The following is a 23,549-nucleotide window of genomic DNA, read 5'->3' as shown; positions in this document are numbered from 1 at the left end:
GTTTTTCCATTTATTTCTAGTACTGATGATTATATAAATTATTGATTCTACCATTTAAATATATATCATTAAATGCCTGATAAATATTTTCAGGGGATTCTGCTAAACGATGCATAAAATGCAAATACCAATTGTAACCATAAACACATGCAATTCGTGGTTTAATAGCAAAAAAGTCTCTAGAGCTTTTTATCAATTCAGGCCTTACTCCATGAAGCATCTCATGCTCTCCTTTCTTATGTATACCTTCCTCTCTAATCATCTCTACCAGCTTTGGATCCTGAGTTGCATAAGCAAATATACTATTATTATTAGCGATATTTATTAAAATTTCCAAATATCTCTTATCAAGTTTACTTCCCCTGGGGAGGGAGATCTTTCTAGACTCATCATAAACTCCCTTTACTAATCTAATTTTACACCCAGTTTTAAGAACATCCTTTATATCATCATCAGTTCTATTTAATTGCGCCTGTAATGTTATACCTAAGTTATTAAATTTCTTCCTAAGCATGAAGAAAATATCAAGAATTATATCAGTCCACTTAGATCTTTCCATACTAATAATTATTGATATACCTTTCTTTATTGCTTTTTCACAAATTTTTTCACAATTTAAGATAGCGATTTCCTTTGAAATTCCTGAACCTAAATTAGATAAGTCAAACCCCAACTGGGGTTTACTCTCAATTCCATCTTCTATGCGGTCAATCAAATTAAGATATTCATTAGCTATTGTAGTTACTTCAGATATTGAGGAAGCTTCTTCTCCAGCAAATTCTATTCCCGTGTTATATCCTATATTTTCTAAATTTTGCAATCTTTCAAACAACTCAAAATAATTTTCTCCTACAATATATCTATTTGCTGCTGGCCTTAAAAAATCCTGAAAAACTTTTGATGAAATAAATAACTCTCTTAAAAAAGAGTCTGCTGCAAGGCTCTTAAGTGCCTTGATTGTCATGTCTCTGTTCTCAAAATAATTCATAAGCAACCTCCTTTTTAATATAATTTATTGAATAGATAATATATATTTTGCAAAACTGTCATTCACTTCACCTTCTTTATTTAACCTTTTATATTCTCTATATTTTTTAGAATAACTAAGAAGTGTTTCTTCATTTTTGCTTTTACGTGTAAATATTCCCCCCCATAAACGATCCCACTTGGCGTAATTAGTATCCTTCATTAAAAGGACATGTGCTTTTTTCATATTCCAATGTGGAATACCTGGATGTAAATGATGAACCAAATGATAGTTATCATTATGTCTTCCAAAAAAGAAATTTTCCCACCATGCCCCTTTACGATTTCTAGTTAACAATAGAGCTTCATCTTCAGATTCAGGCAATGGATAATGCTCGGAAAGTTCTACTATCCAACCTATTGCAACTGCAAATGTAAATAATGGCACTAACCAAAAGGCTAAAAAATACAATATAATATCAAAATATATACAAACTGATAAAATAACAATCCAATATAATATAAAGGGAATTAATTCTTTTTCTCTTTCTTCGTTATTTTTTATCTTTATTCTATCTTTTATTATATATTGTATATATTTTAAAGTTCTGTACCCTGTTAGAGCTAATAGAATGTTTTTAATAAAAAATTCCTTTGAACTTTTATTTGCATCATACAATCCACATTGTATATGAAAGTTATAATCTGGATCTTTATCTTTATCCCCTAAATAAACGTGATGAAATTTAATATGCGAGTAACTATAAGAATTATAAAGATGAAAGATCAAATAACCAGACAAGTAAGTCCCAGCTATATAATTCAACATCTTGTTTTTAGCTAATATATTGTGAGATGACTCATGCAATATATTAGATAATGCTCTTTGTGTAGAACCAATCACAAACAATGAAATAGGATAAAACCAATAACTGACACCAAGTGTTAGATATATTGATATGGCTATAAGAGAGTAATCCTTTAAGATAGCTAACAACCAGTGATAATTATCTTGTTTACATAAAGGCTTTAGTTCTCTAATTACATATTTTGATATTTTATATCTATTAGATATTTCTATATTTTCCAAATTCATAATCTCCCCTTTTTTACTAAGTAAAAATCACACCATGACATTGATAATATATTTGCACTGATAAAAACCTCATTTTATTTTTACTAGCGCATACAATTCCACTGCAAAATTAGATGTATAGTTATAACTACAAACATTTACTTAAAAGGCAAATTACAATTATCTACATTAAATAAAATTTCACACAAAGATATAATCACTCTTAAAAAACTATAATTCCAGATATCAATACAAACCAAAATATTCAATATTTAGTTATAGTTTCACAACTAAATATTTATTAGTGTTTCATTAAACAAATACTAAGTTATAGAGCAAAAAACAAAATAACAAACAAGACACGAAAATGCAACAAGGACATAAAAAATTAACATTATAATAAAATTTATTTTTTACTTTAGATTAAGCCTAATGCTATAAATAATATTTCTATAAATTTAATATTGTAATTATTAATTTAGTATGTAAATCCAAGATAAATAATCCATTATATTCCAATGTTCTTATACCCAATGGGCTTAGCATTTAGGTATATTTGATATTTAATCTAACCATTTAATATGTGAATCCAAGCATATTAATATTATCCGAAAGCACTTTATATTTCTCTAATTGCATTTAACGCAATCTCAATATCATGAATTGATAATTTTTTAAAAATCTCATTTAGCCTAAAGTCGCTTAATTTTTTATTCCTTCCTTGATACATCCTTAGCTAAAACCATCAGTGCCTTAAGTCATTAAAAATAGTTATCACGTGATAATTATTTTTAATAGCAAAAAAATAAAAAAATAAAAAAACACATTACTATTATAATAATAGGGTTACATCCATATTATTTAATATGAGGTATATGAATATGTTATCATATATTGGTAAGGTCATATTTTTACTCTTTTTTCTTTACACGTTATTAGTACCCTATACAATAACGAATTCCTTTGCAGAGGGGGGGCTTAAAACTGAAGGGTCTACGAAAAAAGCAGATGAGAACGATAATATCGGCGCGCGAATGAATGGTTCAGATAAACAATATCTGAATTCGGATACGCATAAAAAAAATAGCGTAAAAGAAAACAATCACACTTCAAATGCTGATACACAATATTTTATTGCTAAAAACCTCCAAATGGCCGGTAGTTTACTGTCATCCTCGCCTTCAGAATTGGCCGAAAAAGCCAAATCCTATGCGGTAGGGCAAGTTAACGGCCTGGTAACGTCTGAAGCACAAAAATGGTTATCCCAGTTTGGTACCGCCAGAATTAATTTTGGATTGGATAAAAAGGGATCACGAAAAAACAGCTCAATCGAGCTTTTACTGCCACTTTATGATAATAAAGCGGATTGGCTGTTCTTTTCCCAACTTGGCTATCGCAACAAAGACAGCAGGGATACCATAAACTTGGGGCTGGGTGGACGTTATTTCTATCAGGACTGGATGTATGGCCTGAATACCTTTTATGACAATGACCTGACGGACAAAAACCAGCGTCTTGGGCTGGGCGGAGAAATGTGGGCAGACAACATTAAACTGGCTGCTAATACCTATTTTCGTGTCAGTAACTGGAAAAACTCACGGGATTTTGTCGGTTATTACGAACGCCCCGCTAACGGTTTTGACATTAGTGGAGAGTTTTTCTTACCTGCTTACCCTAATCTGGGCGCCAAGCTGACTTATGAGCAATATTTTGGCGATGAGGTTACTTTATTCGATCGTGACACCAAACAGAAAAACCCCGTCCTGGCTACATTAGGGCTGTCTTACACCCCAGTTCCGCTATTTACTCTGGGTGTGGATTATAAACAAGGAAACGGGCACAACGAAACACAGTTTTTGGCGAACTTAAGCTATAGATTGGGTGTTCCCCTGAGTGTGCAGTTATCGCCAGAAAACGTGGCGACGGCAAGGACATTAGCGGGCAGCCGTTATGATCTGGTAGAAAGAAATAACCATATCGTGCTTGAGCATCAGGCAAAGCCAGCCGCTCAATTGTCGCTGCCGGAGGTTATCACCGGCTATAGTGGAAGTCAGCAGGATATTACCGCCAAGTTCTCTTCTGAGTCTCCGCTTAAGCAGATCCATTGGGCAACCAACAAAGATTTTGAACAACACGGTGGGAAACTCTCTTCCAAGACCGGCAACACCATCAACGTTACCCTGCCAACCTATTTATCTGGCGATAACCAAAATAACAATTACCCCATTTATGCTGTTGCTGAATGGGAAAATAACCAAAAATCAGCGCCTGCTGAAATGCGTGTCATTGTCAGGCCGTTTATGCTGAAAAAACAGGAAGGAGCTAACTTTACTCCAGCAGGACCATTACCTGCGACAGGAGATCAAAAGGACGGATATACGTTTGACCCTGTGATTACCTTTGATACGGCCGCTAATGCACCGATAAAAAATGTCACCATCAATCATGTTCAGTGGATAACCGATCCTAAAATCGGCCCAGAGAATGGGTTGAAGTTACTTGATTGGGGAACGTCGGATTCTGTGGTTCTTGATGAAAACGGGCGTTTCAAACAAAAACCGGTCTTAGTGAGTACACAACCATATAAAGATGTCAAAGTCTACCTGCAAATAGATAGCCAGCCTCCAGAATTAGTGGGCGAAGTTAGCTTTGGTGAAAACCTAGCCAGTTTCCACGTCAATAAAGTTGAAGTTTCACCGGCAGTACCATCACTGATAGCCAATGGTTCCCAGGCTTATACCTACAGTGCTGTGGTGTTAGATGGTAATAACAATCCAGTGAAAAACCAGAAAATCGCCAATGTGACATGGAAAATTACTCAGAATGGTAAGGAAGTGAGCATCACCGATCCGGATATTAAATTTACAACTAACGGAGATACAACGACTACGGATGGGGAATTAACGGCAAAATTGAGCAGTAAAAAGGAAATGAAAGATGTGATAGTTTCACTTTCCATTGAAGGTCATTCCGCTGTTTCTGCACAAACCAAAGTGACCTTTACTACAGATACCCAAGATTACAGTATTGATCAGGCTGGTATTACGTCCGAGAAATTAAAGTCCTTATCGGCCGATAATTACCAACAATATCAATTTATGGCGACTATCCTGGGTGTTGATGGCAAACCCGTTAAAGAGGGTTCGGTCATTAGTGATGCACATTGGAAGATAGATAAACCATCAGACGCCAGTAAAAATGGAATAATACTCATCCCAGATACTAAAACAGATAGCAAAGGAAACTTAAAGGCAATCATCACCAGTACTAAGGCATACACAGGGGATGTAGTGGTTTCACTTCAGCTTGGGAAACATAAGCCAGTTCAATCACCAACGTATACGGTAGATTTCGGACCAGCAGAGATATCGCCAATAATATCGGACTTACCAGGCCCTATAGCGGTAAATAGCACTTATAACCTGACAGTCACCGTTACAGATAGTGAGGGTAACCCGTTGCATAATAAGACAGTTAACTGGCATACAAAGATTGATAACACTGATAACCCAAGCGCGGTAAAAATATCCCCAAGTAGCACAACCAATCCAAGTGGTAAAGCTACCACAACATTGACCAGTTATACTGCTCAAGACGTTATAGTAACGGCTTCAGTGGATGGCATAGGAACAACGCAACCTTTGACGATGCATTTCGCATGGCCAAAGATCAGTAATCCCGTACGGACCGGCCAAAACCCGCCAGTGGGTAAAATTAAGGCGGATGGACAGCAGTATTATATATATACTGCAACGATAACTGGTCCTGATGGAAAACTTTTTAAAAATGCGCTAAAAGGCACGCTGGGTTATGTTCCTATTAACTGGTCGTCAACGGGCAAGCTCGTGACGTTTGCACCTATAGAGGACGCCGAAAAGACTCCTGGAAAGTTGCAAGTTCATGTGAAGAGTGCTGTGGCAGAAAACATTCAAGTATGTGTTGCCATAGATACAAAGGAAAAGGTAGAACCGATCTCGAGCTGTTCAGAAACCGGCCAACAAGCAGATTTTAACTAACTTTAATTTTAACTTTGCTTAAGGACAGTTATTTTATCATCATGTAAATGTAGGCTCGGCTTTTTAGGTTCAGCAAAAAGCCGGGTCTGTTTCATTTTCTGAAACACAGTGTTTTCTGCATAGCCGCTTATTTCAAAGTAATTTCCTCTCTTAAATAAAACGCCGATGAATTAGCAGTAAACTTTGAATTTACACGCCAGCGCATCACTCACTCGACGAATAGAGAGATTTTATTATGCTAAACCCGATTTTAGTGTGTATTCATTGCTATATGATTACCGCTTATTGCTATAAAGATTTAACTTAAGCAATATAGTTTGGCGATTTAGTCGTAGGATGAAATAACCTTAAACTTTAATGAAGATCAGCGAGGTGTTTATGTCTAACGTTAATCAGCAAGAAAAACAGGTGCTAGATTCCACATCGGATCTCAATGTGGAAATTAAAACGTATCCAAAAGGCCCAGTACCGGCGACTGGGATTTATACTATAAGAGTCAACGTTACAAATATAGATAATAATATTAAAGAAATATCTAACAAGAGAATTAAATTGAGCGTAACCGATCCACAGGGAAACCCCGTATTGGGAGAGGATGGCAAACCTCAGGTATACACCAATGCTGATGAGAGTGGTGATACATTAACCGATAGTCATGGTGTGATTTTCTTTACACCGTATCTTAGGCTTAACAAGCACCAAACTCAAATTGGAATATACACAATAGAGGCCTCTGTGGAAGGCTCAGGAATAAAACCTGTGCAGAAACAGGTAGAATTCGTCAAATAGTTAAAGAAAGTTACTGTTCAAACTGATTTATTATCACGTAAATGTAGACTCGGTTTTTATTAAAAAACCGAGTCTGTTATAGTTTCTATCACAAAGAATATTGCTTTATCATTGGTTCGAATTATTGAGTATTTTTTTTATGCCAATATGATATATGTTCTGTTTGTGTGATAAGTTGATTTAATTTTAATATGTGAATTTTTATCTTAATTATCTTATCTGTTTTAATTTTTTTAGACAAAATAAAATGAATCACACTTTAAATAATTATATTACCATTAAAAATAATATTTACGATCTCAATAGGGGTTATTATCACTGCATTGTGCATTTAGGAAAATATCAGCAGTAAATTTTGAATTTACAACCCAACAGGTTATTCATTCTGAGAGTAAACAGATTTTATCATGTTAAGCCAGATATTAATGCGTATTTGTGGCTATATGACTGCATCCCATTAAATGAACTGATTTATCCTCCAAAAAGCTAATTCAAGCCAATAATTTGTTAAATTACTAATGAAATAAAAATCAACAAGTCCTATTCATTAACATAGATTATCAATAAAGAATTTTTCCAAATATTAAATAATTTTGATAATGACTTATTTTCAATAAAACCACCATTAATTTGATAAATATCAATTCATTCCCATCTTATCCAATATAAATAGCTGACATCGCAGTTGCGTATTATTATCATTAGCAATTATAATTCAGAGTAATTACCATACTTTTTTCTTGTGGTTCTCCCGTTATTGAGGATAATAATTCTTATAATCACTTATTTTTTCAGTTAGAGCGGAGATTTATATGGTTCTTATTCCAGAACGTAGGTATAAAATTCTGGGATTTTCTCCAGAAATTACCCCAGCTTACCGACAAAAATTATTGTCACTCGGTATGTTACCTGGCTCAACATTTCAGGTCATTCGCTTCGCTCCATTGGGCGATCCAATACAAATCGAAACACGCAGAGTTAGCCTTACCCTTCGTAAACAAGACTTAGCATTTCTTATGTTGCATGAAGATCTGAATTAACAAAGCTCTAAGACGATTTGGTTCAGAATAACCATCTTCCATACACTTTTTATAACCCGATAGAACCAGAGTACTGAACGTATAGCTAAGGTACGAAATTCGCTTTACTGATTGGCAGAAAGTATGATGAAACAATTAACTATAGGCCTGATTGGTAATCCCAATGCCGGCAAAACGACGCTTTTTAACCAGCTTACAGGCTCCCATCAACGAGTGGGAAACTGGGCTGGCGTTACTGTAGAACGCAAAACCGGCCACTTTACTACCGATAACCATCAGGTCGAACTTGTCGACCTCCCTGGCACTTATTCACTTACCACCATTTCTGAGCAGACTTCTATTGATGAGCAAATCGCCTGCCACTATATTCTCAGTGGTGAAGCGGATATGCTGATCAATGTTGTTGATGCTTCTAATCTGGAACGTAACCTTTATCTCTCACTGCAATTGATTGAACTGGGGGTTCCCTGCATCATTGCACTGAACATGTTGGATATCGCCCAGAATCAACGCATCAATATTGATATTCCGGCACTGGAGAAACGCCTTGGCTGTCCGGTCATCCCGCTGGTTTCAACCCGTGCCACAGGAATAGATACTCTCAAAAAAACCATCGATAATTACCCACAAAAATCTCATCTTGTACAGGTTAATTATCCTGATGCGTTATTGCAGGAAATTTCTCACCTTTCCAGCCAGATCACAGAAAAATTCACGCCACAACAGCGCCGCTGGCTGACTTTGCAAGTCTTGGAAGGAGATATTTACAGCCGTGAGGTATCCGACCTGACTCACGTACAACTGGCTGAAAGCAAAGAACGCTTGCAAAAACAACAAATTGAAGAGCCAGATCTCATCATTGCCGGCTCACGCTATCAAACCATCAGTGAAATTTGTCTGGAGGTCATTGATACCCGCGCAGCCACACCAAACAAACTGACCTTAGCGTTAGATACCGTTATCCTGAACCGCTGGTTAGGTTTGCCTATCTTCCTGTTTGTCATGTACCTGATGTTTGTGCTGGCTATCAATATTGGTGGAGCTTTACAGCCTATCTTCGACGGTGCTTCCGCTGCCATTTTCATCGATGGAATGCAATGGCTCGGCCATACTCTCCACTTCCCGAATTGGTTAACGGTTTTCCTTGCTCAGGGAATTGGTGGGGGCATCAACACGGTACTGCCGCTGGTTCCTCAAATTGGCATGATGTACCTGTTCCTCTCCTTTCTGGAAGATTCCGGCTACATGGCGCGGGCGGCATTTGTTATGGACAGGCTGATGCAAGCCATAGGGTTGCCAGGTAAATCCTTTGTGCCCCTGATTGTTGGCTTTGGTTGTAATGTGCCTGCCGTGATGGGTTCAAGGACACTGGATGCCCCTCGTGAACGCTTGATTACCATTATGATGGCACCGTTTATGTCCTGCGGGGCAAGGCTGGCAATCTTTGCCGTCTTTGCTGCTGCGTTCTTCGGCAAAAGTGGGGCGAGCATCGTTTTCTCCCTGTATATTCTGGGGATTGTTATCGCCATCCTGACAGGGCTGCTACTCAAGTTCACACTAATGCGTGGTGAAGCATCGCCATTTGTTATGGAACTGCCGGTCTATCACGTTCCCCATGCCAAAACCCTGCTGCTCCAGACATGGCAGAGGCTGAAAGGTTTTGTCATACGTGCAGGTAAAGTGATTGTCGCAGCGAGCATGTTGATTGGTGCCCTGAACAGTTTCTCCTTCTCCGGTAAGACTGTTGATAATATCAACCAATCGGCGCTGGCCTCCGTCAGTAAAGTGCTCACACCTATCTTGCAACCTATCGGTGTGCATGCCGATAACTGGCAAGCAACCGTCGGGCTTATCACTGGAGCGATGGCAAAAGAAGTGGTTGTGGGAACCCTAAATACCCTCTATACCGCAGAAAATATTACCCAAGAGTCATTCAATCCAGATGAATTTAATTTACTGGCTCAACTAAAAGATTCTGTCGCCGAAACGTGGGATAGCCTGAAAGAAACCTTCACCTTGAGTGCACTTTCTAACCCGATTGAAGCCAGCAAAGGCGATGGCAATATGGATCGCAGTTCTATGGGAACAATGAGCGCTAAATTTGGCTCAGCCATTTCCGCTTACAGTTACCTGATTTTCGTGCTGCTGTACGTGCCCTGCGTTTCCGTGATGGGAGCCATTGCCCGTGAAACCAGCCGTGGCTGGATGACATTCTCGATTCTGTGGGGATTAAACGTCGCTTATTCTCTGTCAGCACTGTTTTATCAAATCACAACGTTTTCAGCTCATCCACAAAGTAGCCTGATCACCATTCTGGCCGTGATCCTGTTTAACATTCTGATAGTTATTGGCTTACGCCGCGCACGCAGCCGAGTCACTGTGACATTAAACAACACCGCTGATCGCAGTTGCGAATGCTCAAACAATAGCTGTCACTAGCTGGAGCCATGAGGAGCCATAAATGATTAACCTGCTGAAAATCAGAGATGCTGTTGCCCTCAACGGGCGTACTGATGCCAGATCACTAAGTCACCAGTTTTCAGCACCGCTGCCAATGGTGGAAGCCATGCTCAAGCAGCTTGTCATAATGGGTAAACTGGAGGAGGTAGATGCTTCCTCCTGCCTCAGCGGAGGCTGCAAGCAATGCCCGGAAACGCAGAAATGTGACACTAAGGCATATCAGCTTGCCGTAAAAGAATAAATAGATTAATTATAATTATCTCTTTATTATCTGATATGCGGTATCCCTATATTAATAACCTGAGGATAGTAATATGCCTAAAGAGTTATTCACTGCAAAAGTTGAGTCGGTTGGCAAGCTCAAAATGAAATGCTCATCGCGAGATTTTACCTTTCATGTAGACGAACCCAAAAGCCTCGGTGGAACCGATGAGGCGATGAATCCAGTGGAAGCGTTACTTTCTGCATTTGGTGCATGTCAGTGCATTGTGGCGAAAAGTTTTGCCCGCAAGCATAAAATCAATTTGGTCGATATTCAGGTTAAAATGGAAGGAGAACTGGATACCGATGGCTTCACCGGTAGAAATAAAAACGCCAAAATGGGCTTTTCAAAAATCACCTCCAAATTTTATATCAAAGCCGATAATACCGAACAAGAGATCCGCAATTTTATTACTTTTGTCGAAAGTAATTGCCCTGTTCTCGATACTATCTTGAATGCGCCGGAAATTGTGACTGAAATTTACTCCTCAAGATAAATCATCGATTACCCATAACAATTAATGCTATGGGTAATTATTCAATAATGACAAATCAAATGACTACTCCGCCACAAAATTCTTTAATATCTCGACAAACTCATCAGGATGGGAAATAAAAGGGGCATGGGCAGCGTTGCGTATAATAACGGAATGCGTGTGTGGCCATACCCTGTCAAGCTGTGAAGCGATCTTACGTGGCACCAAACCATCAAGATAACCATACAGACGCAGGAACGGTAATTGAAGTTGGGACAATTCTCCCCTTAAATCATCGGTGCGCAGGATTTCCAAACCGGCATTAAGTACTTCGACTGTCGGCATCGGCTGATTCAGGATCACAGATTTCAGTACACGGGCATCTTGGCGTGCACTGTCTGTCCCCAAGGTCTGCAAAGCCAGAAAACGTTCGACAGTCTTTTGAAAATCAGTACTCAATTGAGACTCAAATGCACTCAAAACCTCTGGCTTAATACCAGGCCAATCGCCATCAGCACTAAATTTTGGCGAAGAAGCCACAGTTATCAAGCCCGCAACTTGTTTCGGATGATCCAAAGCAATCCGGCTAGCCACCAATCCGCCTAAAGACCAACCTAGCCACAAGGCATTTGCTGGCGCTTGCTGCCATACAATATCTGCCATATCCACTAATGACATAGCCGGATACGATTGGCTACGCCCATAACCTGGCAAATCCACCAGATGCAAACGAAAATGCGAAGCTAATCGCGTTTCCACTGAGCGCCAAACCTCAGCGTTTAGACCCCATCCGTGCAGCATCACAAGATCACGTGGTGCATCGCCAATTGTCTGCCAAAACAACTGATTCATTGTTATTCTCACTTTATTTGTCACCAAGGAAGGAAACTATGCTAACAATGGTTGGATACTGTTGGCTATGCCATCAAAATTTGTATTTTGCCCATCATGGGATCTGCTACATCTGCCACCACCAATTAAAGCGGTTGCAACATGTCTGCCCGCGCTGTGCACAGCCCTCTGAATCCGGTAACCTTCCCTGTGGGCGATGTGTAAAGAATCCCCCAGCGTGGCAATATTTGATCGCCATTACGGATTACACACCACCATTAAGTCAGCTTATTCAACGATACAAATATTACAACACTCCACAACTCGCACCAGTGCTGGCACGTTTGTTCTTGCTGCATTGGTTGCAAGGCTATCGTGAAGGCCGCTGGCATAAGCCAGATCGCATACTAGGCATTCCTTTGCACAGCAGAAAACGCTGGCAACGTGGTTTTGATCACATTGAACTCATTACCCGAACCCTATCACGTTGGCTGCAATGTCCATATCAACCCGATTTTTTGCACCGTTCACGTGCTACACTCACGCAGCGGGGACTCTCTGCCGCCCAAAGGAGAACCAATCTTAAGCAAGCCTTTCAATTACAGGGCGATTTTACTGATCAACATGTCGCTATTTTCGACGATGTGATCACCACGGGTACAACGCTGCATGAAGCTTCACAGTTGATGATTCGTGCTGGTGCTCGCTCTGTACAGGCCTGGGCAATATGCCGAACCTTGTAGTTCCTTTATAAATGGGCGTATTATAACCAACTAGAACAGTCAACTATTGAGCAAATGACATGATTAATATTACTGAAGCAGCGCAAGCACATTTTGCCAAGCTACTGGCAAATCAAGAACCGGGCACACAGATCCGCGTCTTTGTTATTAATCCAGGAACGCCAACCGCTGAGTGCGGTGTTTCCTATTGCCCACCGGATGCTGTTGAAGCCACTGACACCGAATTGAAGTTCGATCAACTCTCTGCTTATATTGATGAAATTAGTGCCCCTTTTCTGGAAGAAGCCGTCATTGATTTTGTGACCGATCAACTGGGTTCCCAACTGACCCTGAAAGCCCCGAACGCTAAAATGCGTAAAGTGGCGGATGATGCCCCACTGATTGATCGTGTTGAATACGTCTTGCAATCGCAGATCAATCCACAACTGGCAGGGCATGGTGGTCGTGTCAGCCTGATGGAAATCACCGATGAAGGTTATGCTATCCTGCAATTCGGTGGTGGATGTAACGGCTGTTCAATGGTCGATGTCACTCTGAAAGAGGGAATTGAAAAACAGTTATTACAGATGTTCCCTGAATTAAAAGGCGTGAAAGATCTGACTGAGCACCAGCGCGGTGAACATTCATACTACTGATTTTTGATTCTTGTTTTGACAATTTTTAACCATTTTTTTGTTTCTAACGTTTTCTATCTCTATATTTCTACGCCTTCCCAATAGTTATATTGGGAAGGCAGTCAGGTCATATCAGACGACTATTAAGAAATGAATATATTGAAAATGAAAATTTTAGAAACTATGTTGAGTATTTATGGACCATTTTCAAACGATAACTCCTGAACAGGCTTACCAGCATTGGCTCGATAAAACCGCAGTCATGGTTGATATACGCGATCCACAAAGTTTCCATACCGGACACGCAACCGATGCGTTTCACCTAACAAACGAAACGCTCAATAGCTTTCTACAGGAAGCGGATTTTGACCAACCGGTCATGGTGATGTGCTACCACGGCCATAGTAGCCAAGGAGCAGCACAGTACCTGATCAATATGGGATTTGAGACCGTTTACAGTGTCAATGGCGGTTTTGAAGTCTGGCAGAGAGACTATCCTCACGCTGTCCACACTAAATAAACCTTTAACGCACTGATTCCAATGTCATTAGCTCCAATGCAGTTAACCCTGGTGCAATTAACTTCAACTTAAGGCAGAGATAAGACGAGCAATGATCCATATAACCTCAATATCTAACCCTCGGCTGGCTCAAGCCTTTATTGATTATATGGCGACGCAAGGCATTCATTTGACCATGCGACCCACCAATGAGCCACCATTAGTTGAACTCTGGTTAGAGGATGACAGCCAATTAAGTCGGGTTGAAGAGGAGCTTCGCCACTTTGCTCACGATCCACTCAATGAACGCTATCAAGCGGCCAGTTGGCAAACAGGCAAATCTGTCAGCTTCAAATATCATAACAACCTGAATTTAAGTACGCTTAAAAGCCAGTCTGGACCACTGACTATCGCCATAACCCTGCTCTGTATCCTTATTTACTGCTGGATAGCAATGGCGGACATACCGGATGTTATGAACGGGCTGGCATGGCCGGCCAACAGTGATCAGTATCTGGAGTTATGGCGCTGGATAAGCCCAGCTCTATTGCATTTCTCCCTGACACACCTGCTCTTTAACCTTGTATTATGGTGGTATTTCGGTAGCCAGGTTGAGCAGAAGATTGGCAGCGGCAAACTTTTTGAAATCACGATAGTATCCGCAATTTTCAGTGGTTGGGCGCAATCATTGTTCAGCGGATCTCATTTCGGGGGACTATCCGGTGTCGTCTACGCACTGCTCGGGTATGTTTGGCTAACGGGTGAAATGTCTCCCAAACGTGGGATCAGTGCTCCCAGAGGGTTAATTGCTGTCTCTGTCATTTGGCTCTTGGTTGGCTATTTCGATCTATTTTCGTTAAACATTGCCAATGCCGCCCACGTTGCAGGATTAATCATCGGGTTAATGATGGGGCTATGGGATAATTTGCGTAAACAAAAAAACCAAAAAATGCCAAATAAGCCCCAATAGATTTTAAGTTTCAGCATCGGCTTGAAATAGGGGGGATAATTTTGATCAACTATAATCCATCTATGCACATATTAGGGGAATTTTGTGAAGCAAACTCAGCGACATGATGCAATAATCGAGCTGGTGCGCCTTCAAGGTTATGTCAGCACTGAAGAGCTGGTTGCACATTTTGATGTTAGCCCGCAAACTATTCGACGTGATTTAAATGATCTCGCAGATAAAAATAAGATCCAGCGTCATCACGGCGGTGCCGCGTTGCCATCCAGCTCCGTCAACACAGCCTATCATGACCGTAAGATCATGTGGTCGGATGAAAAAGCTCGCATTGCACAACAGGTTGCTACCCAAATTCCAAACGGCGCAACCCTGTTCATCGATATTGGAACGACGCCAGAGGCTGTAGCACATGCCCTGCTCAACCATCGCGATTTACGGATTGTCACCAACAATCTCAACGTCGCAACTCTATTTATGGGCAAAGAAGATTTCCGCCTGATTTTAGCGGGTGGTGAAGTGCGCTCCCGCGATGGCGGCATCATTGGTGAAGCAACGCTAGACTTTATTTCCCAATTCCGCCTTGATTTCGGCATTCTTGGGATCAGCGGTATTGATAGTGATGGTTCACTGCTGGAATTCGATTACCACGAAGTGCGTACCAAACGTGCCATTATCGAAAACTCCCGCTGTGTCATGCTGGTTGCCGACCATTCAAAATTCGGCCGCAATGCAATGGTGAATCTCGGTAACATGAACCTGATTGATTTTTTGTTCACTGATAAAGCACCTCCTACTGGCGTCCAGAAAATCATCGAACAGCACAACGTCAAGCTGGAATTGTGCTAACCATTTTTTAGGCAATAATATCCCCACCTGATATTTTGGTGGGGCTCATTTCCGTCAATATTCCCTCTCAAATTTGTATCCCACGAAATCCTTATTAATCTTATGTATATAAGAAGATTTTGTTACCTCTATCACGTGAATATGTTTTTTCTGAGTTAATGGTTGGCGACTGATGAATTTTTGATTACAATTCTTGAGCGAAAACGAACATTAAAGAACTGTTTCGAACATTTCAAAGGGGATGCAATGGAAACCAAAGACTTGATTGTAATCGGCGGCGGAATTAACGGCGCTGGTATTGCGGCAGATGCTGCTGGCCGAGGACTTTCTGTCCTATTGTTGGAAGGTCAAGATTTGGCCAGTGCAACTTCATCTGCCAGCTCCAAGCTGATCCACGGTGGCTTACGCTATCTGGAACATTATGAGTTTCGTTTAGTCAGTGAAGCACTGGCAGAACGTGAAGTGCTTTTAAAACTGGCTCCCCATATTGCATTCCCGATGCGTTTTCGTCTGCCACATCAACCACACCTGCGCCCAGCGTGGATGATCCGCATTGGCTTATTCTTGTACGATAACTTAGGTAAACGCGTCAGCTTACCAGGCAGCAAGGGGCTGAAATTTGGCACAAACTCAGTATTGAAGTCATCTATCACCCGTGGCTTTGAATACTCCGACTGTTGGGTTGACGATGCGCGTTTGGTGGTTCTGAACGCTCAGGAAGTGCAGAAACACGGCGGCGAAGTACGTACCCGCACCCAAGTAACCCGTGCATGGCGTGAAAATGGTTATTGGATGGTTGAAGCCACAGACCTCAAAACTGGCGAAACCAATACATGGCGTGCGAAAGGTTTGGTCAACGCAACAGGCCCGTGGGTGAAAAATTTCTTCGATAACGGCCTGCAACTGAAATCACCTTATGGCATCCGCTTGATTAAAGGTAGCCACATCGTTGTGCCTCGCGTTCACGATGAACCGCAGGCTTATATTCTGCAAAATGAAGATCATCGTATCGTGTTCGTTATTCCATGGAATGATGAATTTTCCATCATCGGTACAACGGATGTTGAATACAAAGGCGATCCAAAAGAAGTCAAAATTGAAGATAAAGAGATCGACTATTTGCTGAAAGTCTATAACGACCACTTTAAGAAACAACTTGGTCGCGATGATATTGTCTGGACTTACTCTGGCGTTCGTCCCCTGTGTGATGATGAATCCGATTCACCACAAGCGATCACCCGTGATTACACGCTGGATGTGCAGGATGAGCAAGGCCAGACGCCATTACTGTCCGTATTTGGCGGTAAGCTAACAACTTATCGTAAACTGGCTGAACACGCTATGGATAAACTGGCACAATACTATCCTAACGCGGGTAAGGCATGGACCAAAAATGGCAAGTTACCCGGTAGTGAGCTGGAAGGCTGTGATCGCGACGGCTATGCGCGTTTGCTGCGTCAGCGTCACAACTGGTTGCCAGAAGGTGTAGCATTGCGTTATGCCCGTACTTACGGCAGCAACAGCCAATTCATCCTGAAAGGTGTGGAAGCACTGACCGATCTCGGTGAATGTTTTGGCCATAATTTGTATGAAGCTGAACTGCGTTATTTGGTTGAGCATGAATGGGTGACACAGTTAGATGATGCTATCTGGCGCCGTACTAAACTGGGTATGTGGCTAACGGATGAACAAAAACAGCGTGTAGCTGACTGGCTGACACAAAACGCCAAAGCCGCTTAATTGCAAGATTGATGTTGAAAATGGCGATAATTTCTATCGCCATTTTCTATTTTGATTAATTTCTATCATATAAGTTTTTCCCCGCTCATCAACATCCGCCAAACGAACATTAATTTTCGGAATCAATCATCCCTATTTTCTATTCCCGCAATTTCCGATTCGAAAATCAAAAATCTGGATCGCAGATCCTGCAACGCTGCCAATTTCTCTTTTGAGGGTAAAAAAGAGTATCGAAGACTATTAAATACGGTTTTTTTGATATCGGCATATGATGGCTTGTAGTTTGTGACAAAAATGACAAATTCATGAGTTAGGTCACCACGAGAAACCCCTGGGTCATCACTTGATATCACAAAAGGCACGCCATAACGCTGGTAAAGTTTTATCGGGTGCTCATTCCCTTTGATACCAAGAATAAAGTCATTACTCGTCAGATTAATTTCAACCGGAATATCCTTTTTTCTCAGTACCTGGAGTAATTCCAATGCGTTCGTTTCCCGTGCAATGTCAACGCCGTGGCCTACCCGATCGGCTCCGGCGATCTCTACGGCATATCGAATATGATTTGCCAGCACCTCTGGCGGAACCATGCCGCTAGCCAACTCTCCCGCATGCAAAGACAAATGAACATCAGGGAAAATCTTTTTTAGATACCGCAGCATCGTCATGTGCAATTTATAGTCACGAATGGCAATATCACCGTTTTCCGGCCCAACAATATTCACGCCGACAATCTTTTTGCTGGCATGTGCTGCCGAAAATGCCGAATATAAACTTGAAAATACCGTCGCGCGTGACGCATTACGAACAATATAGGATTGGAGCCGAATACGAAATTTATCATCGTCCATCCCTGAGACCGCAGCTTCTTCAGTTTGGATGTAATGAGAGATACCTTGCATAACAACTGGGCTGTGAGCCATGAAGTCCGCATAAGGCACCAGTGCTGCGAAAACGGTATTTTCATCGGCATCCGGCTCTAATTCGTCAAGAGCCTTAGACAAATTTGGATACTGAAAAGAAGGGGCTTTGTTTAACATCATTTCCAAATACTGGACATTTTCATATTTGGCGCGATTTTTTAATTTAGCAATCCCCTCCCTCACAATTCGATGTGACAACGGTCTGAAATAACTAAAGGTGTCAAAAAATTGCTGGTCAGGTGCTTTCTGTATGTGATCATGGTTATAGAAATCTTTGTTTGACCATACCTTCAACAATTTTCGGTAGAAAGCATCGTTTGCAATGACCGCACTTTTTTCGAGGCAAAATTGCTGGTTCTCCGGCGGGATCTGATCTTTCTGACGCGTTTCGATTCGATATATTTCGATCTTGAGTTTTGGATCAGAGCGATCATAAATGCAATATCCTTTATCCCCTACCCAATCAAGATAGGTTTCTGCGTATATTGCACCAGAATAGTGAAGGTGGATATCTGCCCCTTTAGGCATCATTTCTATTGCCATCGTAAGTTCTGCAATATCCGGATCATCGGTTTCAATCAGATCACGGAAGAAATGTGCAGTCGCTGTTTCATTTTTTCTGGCTAAAACGGTATTGACTTCCCCTGCATTGACCAGACACGGAAGTAATATCAATAAAATAATTTCAATGGATAAGATATTCATAATATTTTTCCTGGTTTCAATGTTTGTTGAATGCTTTATCTGCATGACAAATAAAGAAATAACATAATTTATCTTCAACTATGGCTGAAAATATAACCCCCTAAAATATAAACCAGAAATAAACCAAAGTTATTATTTGATATGGCAATAAAAAACTAAATTTTGTTTTTTTTAAATAAGCCTCACTTCATAGGATATTTTATTGATTCATGCAAAAATAAGGTGCAGAATATAGCCTAATTATTCTGTTGCGTGATAAATAGCGTAGAAAAAATCACCATATATCCAGAAAAATACAGTGAGTAATCATCAATAATACTTTCACCCTCCCTATATTCTTCCATAGTGGCAATTTTTATATCTTCAATAAAAAATTGAAATATATATCCAACATATTGATAATATTAGACTTTATCATTTTTTAAATTTTCATTTTTTTTGTAATTGTGATATTAATCCCCTTTCTTTAATTCACTTATTGCGATTTATGTTCAATTTTATGAATATAAATGGGAATGGATAACAACTTGTCATGATGAGCCAAACATTCATTAAGAAAGAGGGGATAGCACAGTCATTCTTGGCTCGTTACCTTCTCGCTGAAAAATGTGGTAACCGACTGAAAACCATAGAGTTACTAGCTAAAGAATGTGGATTGTCCGTGGGCTTGATGCAAGCAGCATTAAAATCTCTCGAACAGGCACAAGTGGTTGGAATTAAGCGTCGCGGTCGTAATGGTAGCTTTCTTGCACAGATAAACCACAAATTACTGTTGCAGTATGCCGATATTGGCAATGTGGTTTGTGCGATGCCGCTCCCATATACCCGTGCTTATGAAGGGCTGGCAAGTGGTCTAAAAGCATTGTGTGCAGGCGTTCCCTTTTACTTTGCACACATGCGTGGCTCAGATATCCGTATTGAATGTTTACTGAATGGTGTTTACGACTTAGCAGTAACATCAAGACTTGCCGCAGAGCAGCACCAAGAAAATAAAGATCTATATATTGCGCTTTCACTAGGGACACAAAGTTATACAGACAGGCACAGGTTAATCTTTCGTAATGGCGAAATGGAATCAATTCGTCGCGTTGGATTAGATAGCACCTCAGCAGACCAAAAAATAATGACAAAGCAATACTTTGCTGACAAAGAGATTGAATTGGTCGAGGTCTCCTATCATGAGTGCCTAAATCAAATCATAAAAGGTCACGTTGATGCGGCCATCTGGAACGTTGGACAAGGCCATGAACTAATATCACAAGGCCTGATGACCCAACTTCCTGACGACAATTCGGAGTGTTTTATCAAAGCTTCTGAAGCCGTTATCCTGACCCGAAAGGATAATATTCCCATCCAGCAGCTCCTGCATACTATGGTTGATCAGGAGCTATTGTTGACCCATCAACAAAACGTAGTAGCAGGCATCATAGAACCCGTTTATTGAACCAAAATAAACTGTTGATTAACACCTACGTATAACAAAAAGCAATGATAGAACAACGGCTAACTATCCTGCTAAAAGGTGGCGTTATCGATCAAGATATCTACGATAACATGCTGGAAGTTGTGCATGTTCTGGAAGATATCTGGCTCATCCCTATCCGTCATCCACAAGGTGAAATGGCACTTACCCACATGGCAAGTGCTTTCATGCGTTCACGTCGTGGCGAAATAATCTCCCCGTTGGATAAAGAAATATTGGCAAAACTTGAACAATCTGAACACTACAATCAATTACTCACAATGCATCGCTCTCTAATCAAAAAATTTACCGTGGCCTTACATCCCAATGAGGAAGGCTATCTGTTGGTAAATTTATATGGTTTAATATTTTCACTCGAAAGAGATTAGCTTTTGATTCTCATAAAAATATTCAAAAAAATGAAAATTTATCTGCAAAACATTTTGATTTCATACAGCTTTGCAGCCACGGAGGGATCCCTATGTTTATTGAGACACTAAAAAAACAGAACCCCAAATTGATTGAAGTTACAAAAGATCTTTGGCAACAAGGTGCAATATTGCCAGATACCTACATCATTGACGTCGATCAGGTTTTAGACAATGGCCGGCGCTTGCTACAAGTTGCAAAGCAATATGACATTGAACTCTATTTGATGACCAAACAAATTGGACGTAACCCATGGCTGACTAAAAAGTTACTTGAACTCGGTTATCGTGGTGTCGTGGCGGTCGATTTCAGGGAAGCCTATAGCCTAAGCCAGCATGGTATTCCACTGTGCCACATCGGCCACTTAGTGCAGACACCAACTCATTTAATAGAGACCATGCTCAAACACAATCCAAGTGTCATTACTGTGTTTTCCCTTGAAAAGGCTCAGGCCATCTCGGATAGTGCGGAAAAATTGGGGCGAATTCAGCCCATCATGCTGAAAATATTTGATAAAAGAGATATCACCTTTTCCGGCCAAGAAGCAGGAATCTCCTTTAATGAACTCGATAGCGTTGTCGATGCCTTAAAGCACATGCCAGGCATAAAATTGAGCGGACTGACGCATTTTCCTTGCCTGTCATGGGATTCACAGTATCAAATAACCTTACCCACCCCCAATTTGCTCACCCTCATTCGGGCGCGGAACCGACTGGAACAACTTGGCATCAAACTTTCACAGATCAATGCTCCGGCTGCCTCAAGCTGTAATACCATACCATTGCTGGCCAAATACGGCGCCACCCATCTGGAACCAGGACATGCCTTGACCGGAACCATCCCCGCCAATATCTGTGGCCGAGAGCCGGAACATATTGCGATGGTCTATCTCACAGAAATTTCCCATCACTATGATGGTAATAGTTACTGCTATGGTGGCGGATATTATAAACGCGGGAATATGAAATGTGCATTGGTTCTTCCTGAACGCACCATCCCTTCTGGTATCATCCCTGCTAAAAAAGTACGCATACTGCGTCTGGGTGAACCCTGCATTGACTACCACCTTCCATTGGCAGGCAATCACCCTATTGGTAGTCCGGTAATCATGTGTTTTCGTCCTCAAATTTTCACAACGCGCAGCGATGTAGCCCTTGTTTCAGGTATTCAATCTGGCTCTCCAAAACTTGAAGGCATTTATGACAGTCAAGGAAATTGGAAAAATAGTGGTTATCCTAACTAATCCCTCAATAGGGGTATTACAAATAATATCATCCCATCATTAAATAATATTATTTTCGCTATAACGGAATTACCGCATGATCCGGCCGTTTGGCAATAAAGGCAAATAACTTGATTGATGTTTCAGGCTACACCTATGTACATGAGCACTTGCATATCGATCTCTCTGATGTGAAAGGAAGCCTAGATTGTCGATTAGATCAATACGATCTGATCGTAGAAGAACTTCGTCACCTCTACGCCCTTGGGGTAAGAAACATCGTGGAGATGACCAATCGTTATATGGGACGCAACGCGGCTTTTCTGCTGGATCTGATGCGTGATACTCACATCAATATCATTGCCTCGACTGGCTATTATAAACAACCATTCTTCCCTGCCCATTTCAGTGAGTTAAGTGTACAGGCCATTGCCGATGACATGATCGCTGAAATTGAAACTGGCATTGATGGCACTGTATTAAAAGCAGGGATAATTGCAGAAATTGGCTCTAGCCTCGATAAAATCACGAAAGATGAGCGAAAGGTGTTTATAGCTGCGGCATTAGCACACCAGGCAACAGGCTGTCCCATTTCCACCCACACCACATTAAGCACAATGGGATGTGAGCAGTTAGCGTTACTAAAGGAGTTTGGCGTTTCCCCTGAATATGTGTCTATCGGTCACTGTGATCTGAGAGATAACCTGGACACCATTATTCCGCTGCTAGAGGCCGGAGCATGGGTACAATTCGATACAATCGGCAAGAATAATTATTATCCCGACAGTCGGCGCATTACCATGTTGCAGGAGATTGCCAAGCGTGGGTTGCTTGATCGGATCATGCTTTCCCAAGATATCACACGTCGATCTCATTTAAAAAATAATGGGGGAAATGGCTTCGATTACCTGTTAACTGTATTTGTTCCCATGTTGCTGGAAGCCGATTTTTGCCAGAAACAGATAGACCAAATGCTACGTGATAATCCTGCACAATTTTTCCAAGGCAAGATTAAATAAAGAATAAACCTATAAAATAGAAAATTAAAATAAGTTAATTCTAAAAACATAGCTTTTTCAAAAAGCAATCCGATATGAAGATACAAAGAGAGGGATAACAGCATGAAATTTGTCGTTGGTGGACAAATAGAGAAAGAGGCAATAGCCGAAGGTATTCGTCAACTGGCAGGCAATAAAGCCACCGCCATTACCATCATGAATGATATTGACGCGGCGATGGCAATTAAAAATGGCGAAGCGGATTACTATTTTGGCGCATGCAATACAGGTGGTGGTGGCGCGCTGGCAATGGCAATTGCTCTCATTGGATTAAAGCAATGTGCCACCATCGGAATGCCGGGAAAAATCTTGTCTAATGACGAGATCATCACCCATGTGAAAGCAGGCAAGAAGGCATTTGGTTTTACAGGCCAGGATATTGATATCGTCCTGCCTGTGCTCATCAGTACCATCATCTCACTGTAAG

The 23,549-nt window shown here is 40.9% G+C and carries 21 protein-coding genes; 17 read left to right on the top strand and 4 right to left on the bottom strand.

Features of this window, described 5'->3' with window-relative positions:
* Positions 1–16 precede the first annotated feature (16 nt).
* Both Xish_RS08685 and Xish_RS08680 read right to left on the bottom strand, forming a co-directional pair.
* Complete coding sequence (locus Xish_RS08685) at positions 17–988, bottom strand: proline dehydrogenase family protein (RefSeq protein WP_099117526.1); 972 nt, start codon at positions 986–988, stop codon at positions 17–19.
* A 24-nt stretch (positions 989–1,012) separates the two neighbouring features.
* Positions 1,013–2,062 carry a fatty acid desaturase family protein gene (locus Xish_RS08680; protein WP_099117525.1) on the bottom strand — a complete coding sequence of 350 codons (1,050 nt, stop codon included), beginning with the start codon at positions 2,060–2,062 and terminating at the stop codon, positions 1,013–1,015.
* Positions 2,063–3,075: 1,013 nt separating this feature from the next.
* Between Xish_RS08680 and Xish_RS08675 the strand changes: the two genes are divergently transcribed.
* The 6 genes from Xish_RS08675 to Xish_RS08650 all read left to right on the top strand — a co-directional run bounded on the left by Xish_RS08675 (position 3,076) and on the right by Xish_RS08650 (position 11,104).
* Positions 3,076–6,057 (top strand): inverse autotransporter beta domain-containing protein, encoded by a 2,982-nt coding sequence (locus Xish_RS08675; protein ID WP_167383244.1) that lies wholly within the window; start codon positions 3,076–3,078, stop codon positions 6,055–6,057.
* 378 nt (positions 6,058–6,435) lie between these two features.
* The gene (locus Xish_RS08670; protein WP_141553964.1) at positions 6,436–6,846 is read left to right on the top strand and encodes a hypothetical protein; all 411 of its coding nucleotides are present in this window, start codon (positions 6,436–6,438) and stop codon (positions 6,844–6,846) included.
* A gap of 812 nt (positions 6,847–7,658) precedes the next feature.
* A complete protein-coding gene (feoA, locus tag Xish_RS08665) occupies positions 7,659–7,886 on the top strand; it encodes a ferrous iron transporter A (RefSeq protein ID WP_074020765.1) in 228 nt (75 codons plus the stop codon).
* Between the two features lie 126 nt (positions 7,887–8,012).
* Positions 8,013–10,325, top strand: a complete 2,313-nt coding sequence (gene feoB, locus Xish_RS08660) for a Fe(2+) transporter permease subunit FeoB (protein WP_099118708.1) — start codon at positions 8,013–8,015, stop codon at positions 10,323–10,325.
* Positions 10,326–10,347: 22 nt separating this feature from the next.
* Positions 10,348–10,587 carry a FeoC-like transcriptional regulator gene (locus Xish_RS08655; RefSeq protein WP_074023279.1) on the top strand — a complete coding sequence of 80 codons (240 nt, stop codon included), beginning with the start codon at positions 10,348–10,350 and terminating at the stop codon, positions 10,585–10,587.
* A gap of 73 nt (positions 10,588–10,660) precedes the next feature.
* Positions 10,661–11,104 carry an OsmC family protein gene (locus Xish_RS08650; RefSeq protein ID WP_099117522.1) on the top strand — a complete coding sequence of 148 codons (444 nt, stop codon included), beginning with the start codon at positions 10,661–10,663 and terminating at the stop codon, positions 11,102–11,104.
* Between the two features lie 63 nt (positions 11,105–11,167).
* On the opposite strand, the gene bioH is transcribed toward Xish_RS08650, so the two are convergent.
* Entirely contained in the window at positions 11,168–11,935 is a 768-nt protein-coding gene (gene bioH, locus Xish_RS08645) for a pimeloyl-ACP methyl ester esterase BioH (RefSeq protein WP_099117521.1), read from the bottom strand.
* Positions 11,936–11,973: 38 nt separating this feature from the next.
* Here bioH and gntX point away from each other — a divergent pair, with 38 nt between their 5' ends.
* From gntX to glpD, 6 genes are all read left to right on the top strand, one after another.
* On the top strand, positions 11,974–12,657 hold the full coding sequence (gntX, locus tag Xish_RS08640; protein WP_099117520.1) for a DNA utilization protein GntX: 684 nt from the start codon (positions 11,974–11,976) through the stop codon (positions 12,655–12,657).
* 59 nt (positions 12,658–12,716) lie between these two features.
* Entirely contained in the window at positions 12,717–13,292 is a 576-nt protein-coding gene (nfuA, locus tag Xish_RS08635; protein ID WP_099117519.1) for a Fe-S biogenesis protein NfuA, read from the top strand.
* A 175-nt stretch (positions 13,293–13,467) separates the two neighbouring features.
* The gene (gene glpE, locus Xish_RS08630; RefSeq protein ID WP_099117518.1) at positions 13,468–13,791 is read left to right on the top strand and encodes a thiosulfate sulfurtransferase GlpE; all 324 of its coding nucleotides are present in this window, start codon (positions 13,468–13,470) and stop codon (positions 13,789–13,791) included.
* A gap of 91 nt (positions 13,792–13,882) precedes the next feature.
* A complete protein-coding gene (gene glpG / locus Xish_RS08625) occupies positions 13,883–14,740 on the top strand; it encodes a rhomboid family intramembrane serine protease GlpG (protein ID WP_099117517.1) in 858 nt (285 codons plus the stop codon).
* 84 nt (positions 14,741–14,824) lie between these two features.
* Positions 14,825–15,583 carry a DeoR/GlpR family transcriptional regulator gene (locus Xish_RS08620; RefSeq protein WP_099117516.1) on the top strand — a complete coding sequence of 253 codons (759 nt, stop codon included), beginning with the start codon at positions 14,825–14,827 and terminating at the stop codon, positions 15,581–15,583.
* Between the two features lie 246 nt (positions 15,584–15,829).
* Entirely contained in the window at positions 15,830–17,323 is a 1,494-nt protein-coding gene (gene glpD, locus Xish_RS08615; RefSeq protein ID WP_099117515.1) for a glycerol-3-phosphate dehydrogenase, read from the top strand.
* A 122-nt stretch (positions 17,324–17,445) separates the two neighbouring features.
* On the opposite strand, the gene Xish_RS08610 is transcribed toward glpD, so the two are convergent.
* Positions 17,446–18,951 carry an adenosine deaminase family protein gene (locus tag Xish_RS08610; protein WP_167383243.1) on the bottom strand — a complete coding sequence of 502 codons (1,506 nt, stop codon included), beginning with the start codon at positions 18,949–18,951 and terminating at the stop codon, positions 17,446–17,448.
* A gap of 535 nt (positions 18,952–19,486) precedes the next feature.
* Between Xish_RS08610 and yhfZ the strand changes: the two genes are divergently transcribed.
* The 5 genes from yhfZ to Xish_RS08585 all read left to right on the top strand — a co-directional run bounded on the left by yhfZ (position 19,487) and on the right by Xish_RS08585 (position 23,548).
* Positions 19,487–20,395, top strand: a complete 909-nt coding sequence (gene yhfZ / locus Xish_RS08605; RefSeq protein WP_244186118.1) for a GntR family transcriptional regulator YhfZ — start codon at positions 19,487–19,489, stop codon at positions 20,393–20,395.
* A gap of 44 nt (positions 20,396–20,439) precedes the next feature.
* The gene (locus tag Xish_RS08600) at positions 20,440–20,802 is read left to right on the top strand and encodes a PRD domain-containing protein (protein ID WP_099117512.1); all 363 of its coding nucleotides are present in this window, start codon (positions 20,440–20,442) and stop codon (positions 20,800–20,802) included.
* Positions 20,803–20,894: 92 nt separating this feature from the next.
* Positions 20,895–22,085: a YhfX family PLP-dependent enzyme gene (locus Xish_RS08595; RefSeq protein WP_099117511.1), complete on the top strand. Its 1,191-nt coding sequence runs from the start codon at positions 20,895–20,897 to the stop codon at positions 22,083–22,085.
* A gap of 89 nt (positions 22,086–22,174) precedes the next feature.
* Positions 22,175–23,083, top strand: coding sequence for a phosphotriesterase-related protein (locus tag Xish_RS08590; protein WP_099117510.1), 909 nt, complete (start codon positions 22,175–22,177; stop codon positions 23,081–23,083).
* 102 nt (positions 23,084–23,185) lie between these two features.
* Complete coding sequence (locus Xish_RS08585; RefSeq protein WP_099117509.1) at positions 23,186–23,548, top strand: DUF2620 domain-containing protein; 363 nt, start codon at positions 23,186–23,188, stop codon at positions 23,546–23,548.
* The last annotated feature ends 1 nt before the right edge of the window (position 23,549 follow it).

This window comes from Xenorhabdus ishibashii, assembly GCF_002632755.1.
In the GTDB taxonomy this organism is placed as follows: Bacteria; Pseudomonadota; Gammaproteobacteria; order Enterobacterales; family Enterobacteriaceae; genus Xenorhabdus; species Xenorhabdus ishibashii.
Note: the sequence above shows the minus strand (reverse complement) of the source record. Positions and strands in the feature narration are given on the sequence as shown.

What these genes read in the sequence shown, in the direction of transcription:
- Xish_RS08685 (WP_099117526.1), bottom strand. Translation starts at nt 988, where the DNA reads ATGAATTATTTTGAGAACAGAGACATGACAATCAAGGCACTTAAGAGC.
- Xish_RS08680 (WP_099117525.1), bottom strand. Translation starts at nt 2,062, where the DNA reads ATGAATTTGGAAAATATAGAAATATCTAATAGATATAAAATATCAAAA.
- Xish_RS08675 (WP_167383244.1), top strand. Translation starts at nt 3,076, where the DNA reads ATGAATGGTTCAGATAAACAATATCTGAATTCGGATACGCATAAAAAA.
- Xish_RS08670 (WP_141553964.1), top strand. Translation starts at nt 6,436, where the DNA reads ATGTCTAACGTTAATCAGCAAGAAAAACAGGTGCTAGATTCCACATCG.
- feoA (WP_074020765.1), top strand. Translation starts at nt 7,659, where the DNA reads ATGGTTCTTATTCCAGAACGTAGGTATAAAATTCTGGGATTTTCTCCA.
- feoB (WP_099118708.1), top strand. Translation starts at nt 8,013, where the DNA reads ATGAAACAATTAACTATAGGCCTGATTGGTAATCCCAATGCCGGCAAA.
- Xish_RS08655 (WP_074023279.1), top strand. Translation starts at nt 10,348, where the DNA reads ATGATTAACCTGCTGAAAATCAGAGATGCTGTTGCCCTCAACGGGCGT.
- Xish_RS08650 (WP_099117522.1), top strand. Translation starts at nt 10,661, where the DNA reads ATGCCTAAAGAGTTATTCACTGCAAAAGTTGAGTCGGTTGGCAAGCTC.
- bioH (WP_099117521.1), bottom strand. Translation starts at nt 11,935, where the DNA reads ATGAATCAGTTGTTTTGGCAGACAATTGGCGATGCACCACGTGATCTT.
- gntX (WP_099117520.1), top strand. Translation starts at nt 11,974, where the DNA reads ATGCTAACAATGGTTGGATACTGTTGGCTATGCCATCAAAATTTGTAT.
- nfuA (WP_099117519.1), top strand. Translation starts at nt 12,717, where the DNA reads ATGATTAATATTACTGAAGCAGCGCAAGCACATTTTGCCAAGCTACTG.
- glpE (WP_099117518.1), top strand. Translation starts at nt 13,468, where the DNA reads ATGGACCATTTTCAAACGATAACTCCTGAACAGGCTTACCAGCATTGG.
- glpG (WP_099117517.1), top strand. Translation starts at nt 13,883, where the DNA reads ATGATCCATATAACCTCAATATCTAACCCTCGGCTGGCTCAAGCCTTT.
- glpD (WP_099117515.1), top strand. Translation starts at nt 15,830, where the DNA reads ATGGAAACCAAAGACTTGATTGTAATCGGCGGCGGAATTAACGGCGCT.
- Xish_RS08610 (WP_167383243.1), bottom strand. Translation starts at nt 18,951, where the DNA reads ATGAATATCTTATCCATTGAAATTATTTTATTGATATTACTTCCGTGT.
- yhfZ (WP_244186118.1), top strand. Translation starts at nt 19,487, where the DNA reads ATGAGCCAAACATTCATTAAGAAAGAGGGGATAGCACAGTCATTCTTG.
- Xish_RS08600 (WP_099117512.1), top strand. Translation starts at nt 20,440, where the DNA reads ATGATAGAACAACGGCTAACTATCCTGCTAAAAGGTGGCGTTATCGAT.
- Xish_RS08595 (WP_099117511.1), top strand. Translation starts at nt 20,895, where the DNA reads ATGTTTATTGAGACACTAAAAAAACAGAACCCCAAATTGATTGAAGTT.
- Xish_RS08585 (WP_099117509.1), top strand. Translation starts at nt 23,186, where the DNA reads ATGAAATTTGTCGTTGGTGGACAAATAGAGAAAGAGGCAATAGCCGAA.